Here is a 3,787-nt window from a genome sequence, read left to right as displayed (position 1 = left end):
TCTATTGCTCTTTTGCTTTTGAAGCTCAGTCAAAAAGATGCGGGTGTCCTCTATTGCTTTGCGTGTCGCGGGATTGTGTCATAAAACCTCCAAGGAAAACCTATGCTGTTTATTTAACCATAGGTTACTCTTGAAGCTCAGTCAAAAAGATGCGGGTGTCCTCTATTGCTATGATAGGTTACTCTTGAAGCTCAGTCAAAAAGATGCGGGTGTCCTCTATTGCTAATCCGGGTGTCCTCTATTGCGAAGCTCAGTCAAAAAGATGCGGGTGTCCTCTATTGCGAAGCTCAGTCAAAAAGATGCGGGTGTCCTCTATTGCGATATCGAAAACAATGCCTCAGCGGATTTACATTAGGTAATCGATGTTACTAAATGCTCATTTCTAGAATATGGTAATAAACATTCAGTACGTTTCATTAAATTTATTTGTGCTACTGATTTATTAAATTTTAAATATTTATATAAGAAATATTTTGCGACATCAGGCTCATGTGTTGAAATTATTAGCTGTAAATCATTAAAATCATTTCGCAGTAACTCTAATAATGAAATCATATTAATTTCATCCATAGATTGAACAGGATCATCAATCAAAAGAGTTTTAACTCCATTTAAATATATTTTATTCAATGATAATAATAGTGCTATTACGATAGCTGATATTTGACCAGAACTCATCATATTCAATACATCATGGTCACTATTCCAATCCGAAACTAATTTTATATTCTTTAATACTTCTCCACCATTTTTATCTTTAATAAATATACCCGCACCTTGCCCCAATTGATGTGATTGAAGAATTTTACCGGAGTAGATATAGAATGGGATTTCAACATCTTTAATTAGTTTTTTTCTATATTTTCCAATTTCAGTAGTGTATAAATTTTTAACTTCTTTTATCGTTTCCAATTTTTTATCAAAAATAGGAATTATCCCCATTAACACCTGAATTTCTAACTGCCGTGCATTTTGAGAAACTTGATAAGAATTTTCTATAAAAATTCTTTTATTATTAACATGGTTAATATCCATAGATAATAGATTAGATTTTGAGTTAGAAAATATTGATAGGTACGTTGACTCAAAAGAATATAATTCATTTGCTTCAATATAAGCAGAGTTTAGAGGGACTCTTTTCGCTAAGATCATTTCTTTAAATTTACTACTATTCTCATGCGTTTGGCTAATTGATAAATCATTCTCAGCGGTAATCAAATCAGTTACCACAACTGAATTATCTTTAAGCCATTGGTTTAAAGTATCCAACCTACTTTTTAAATGAAATGCATTGTCTATAGAGTGAATAAAATCTGGGCTATATATAGTAGTAGGTAGTTTAGAATTAATAAATTCAGATAACGGTGTTAAGTAGTCATTTGTAAATATATCTCGTAATTTTTGGGTTTCACTACCTTCTATTGTTAACAGACTTGTTAACAATTTTTCTTTATCTAAAAAGGCACTTAATAAGTCATCATTTGATTCAAATAAACTACCGCATAATAAACAATTTTTATCTGTAGGATTCACTTTTTTGGCTACTATAACTAATTGTTTTCTATATTTTACAATCTCACCATACAAATCATCAAGAGAGCTATTTTTATTGGACAACAAAATTAACGTATCTAAATGCTTAAACATTTGTCCATTTGAATCTAAACTTAGTAAATTAAGTATATGATCTTGAGTAAATTCAAATTTTATTTTATTCAAATCACCAGTCGCAATAATCATTAAAGAGTGGTTTAATTGTTTGCTTAAATTAACTGATTCTTTGATTTTTTTATAGTTACTTAAGTGATTATAGTGTTGTAAATATGAAAGAAGAATAGGCCCCTCTTCACTTATTTTTTCATATAATCTATTTTGTAAGAATACTTCACGATGTCTAACTAATTTACCTATTGCATATACCGCAGTTAAAAATTGTTTTTTTTCACTTTCAGTAATTGACGATAAATTACTGCGATCCCATGCGTAAGAAGTATTGTTCCAATGAATTAGATGTCGATATTTTATTTCATTAATACTAGCTTTCTTTGCTTCTGTAGCACTATCTTCTGGTTTCAACTTTGCTAGACGATCTGCATAGCTTTTTTTTATTCTTTTAAGACGACTTTCAAATTTAGTTAACTTAACAAATTCTCTATCAAGTTTAGAAGTATCCCCTAATAAGTGTGATAAAGCTTTTGCACGTTCAGTTTCATTCTTGGATTTCAAAAAGTGAAAAGTATCTTCTTGCTCTACATAGTGAAATAAAGAGTAATTATGGAAAAGGTTTGGAGCATTAAGATACTTTTCCAAATTTATTTGAGAAATTTCTTTTGTTACTTCACTAACAGTAATAAATGTATTCCACAACTGCATGAAATTACTGATTTTACTAGCTTGTGCAGGAGGAATTTCTTTCAATACTCTTGATACTATTATTATTTCTCCAGTTGTTTCATTTCGTAATTTACAGCTGGCAGTAACATCTTTTGAGTTATTATAGGCAACAACAATATCAGTAGGCACTTGCCGACTATCAACACTAACAAGACGACGAATATTCCCAGTAAGGACTAGTTCAATAGCATCAAAGATTGAGGTTTTCCCATAACCATTTGGCCCATCAAAAACTATAAGTTCAGAGTCTAAATTAACAGTAAATTCATCCTGGTCAAAAAGCTTAAAGTTTTTAACTTTAACTTCAATTAATTTATAACTCATTCTATTTCTCCCAATCTAAAATTATTTTAACTAATTCATCGTCGTTTAAATCATCAAGACTTAATGACAAACAATTTTCTTTGACTGGTAGCTGAGAGCTATTCAAATTTGCATTTATTACGCTTTCAACATCATATAACTCAGCAGCGTTGTTACTATATTTTAAAAAAGGCAATTTAATCATTAACATCATGATTAAATTATAGTAATCATGATTGTTAATTTTCCCCTCTTTAAAAGAATCGAATTTTTTTCCGTTAGAAGCCGAAAGCATTAAGCCTATAAATGAATCGCTAAACCTCTCTTCTCCAACAATCTCAATTAAGTTACTTAATTGAGATTGTGTATAAGTAATAACATTTTTTTTAAATGAAAAAGGGTCTTCTTCGAACATCAAAACTTTTGAAATATCCAAACTATTAGCTTCAGCACACAATATCAATGTACAGTTTTTAATCGCACCAGCTTTAATTGGTTTTATTTTTGACTCAAACTCTTCTATTTTTTTTTCCAATAATAACTTTATGCAATCATCTAAAATACCTTTCGACTGAACAAGCAAATAATACTCTTCTTTATTTACACTTATATTTCCTTCGATAAAGGTAATATCAAAATATTCATCAGTAATATGTTGATTCGAAATAATATAGTCACGCTCTAAAAACACTTTTTTTAAAAAATTAATCATTAATTTCACCAAGAATATTATGAATAGATTTCAACTGTAATTTTTCATTAATTGCTACAATACGAGATTTCTTTTGAAGCCCTACCTCATTGAGGTAAACATCTATATTGACATCTCTACACCTACTATAAGACGCAATAAAATCTTCAATTTCAGGAGATTTACTCCCACCTAAAAGCGTTGATATTTCATAAGTATTTACAATAAAGCCAGGGTTATTTAAAATCTGTTTGGCCACGCTCGATGGATTACCCGAATTAATAGTGGTTGGCAATAAATGCTGATCATTTTTAAAATATGTTAATCGACACCTTTCAAAATTATTATGAAGAAAACGCGAAGGAACTAAGCTTAATATATAAAATAATGATCCCGTAA

At 29.7% G+C, this 3,787-nt stretch carries 3 protein-coding genes; all 3 read right to left on the bottom strand.

Features of this window, described 5'->3' with window-relative positions:
• Positions 1-351: 351 nt before the first annotated feature.
• Entirely contained in the window at positions 352-2,718 is a 2,367-nt protein-coding gene (locus CXF74_RS20810) for an AAA family ATPase (protein WP_101084486.1), read from the bottom strand.
• A gap of 1 nt (position 2,719) precedes the next feature.
• Positions 2,720-3,409, bottom strand: a complete 690-nt coding sequence (locus CXF74_RS20805; protein ID WP_101084484.1) for an ABC-three component system middle component 1 — start codon at positions 3,407-3,409, stop codon at positions 2,720-2,722.
• Positions 3,402-3,787, bottom strand: a 386-nt coding sequence (locus CXF74_RS20800) for a hypothetical protein (protein ID WP_157822493.1), incomplete at its 5' end; no start/stop codon positions are given. The genes CXF74_RS20800 and CXF74_RS20805, both read right to left, overlap by 8 nt.

The organism is Psychromonas sp. Urea-02u-13, assembly GCF_002835995.1.
Taxonomy (GTDB): domain Bacteria; phylum Pseudomonadota; class Gammaproteobacteria; order Enterobacterales; family Psychromonadaceae; genus Psychromonas.
This window is presented reverse-complemented; position numbering and strand designations above follow the sequence as displayed.

Excerpts from the sequence above, each read along its gene's own strand:
- CXF74_RS20810 (WP_101084486.1), bottom strand. The coding sequence starts at position 2,718 with ATGAGTTATAAATTAATTGAAGTTAAAGTTAAAAACTTTAAGCTTTTT.
- CXF74_RS20805 (WP_101084484.1), bottom strand. The coding sequence starts at position 3,409 with ATGATTAATTTTTTAAAAAAAGTGTTTTTAGAGCGTGACTATATTATT.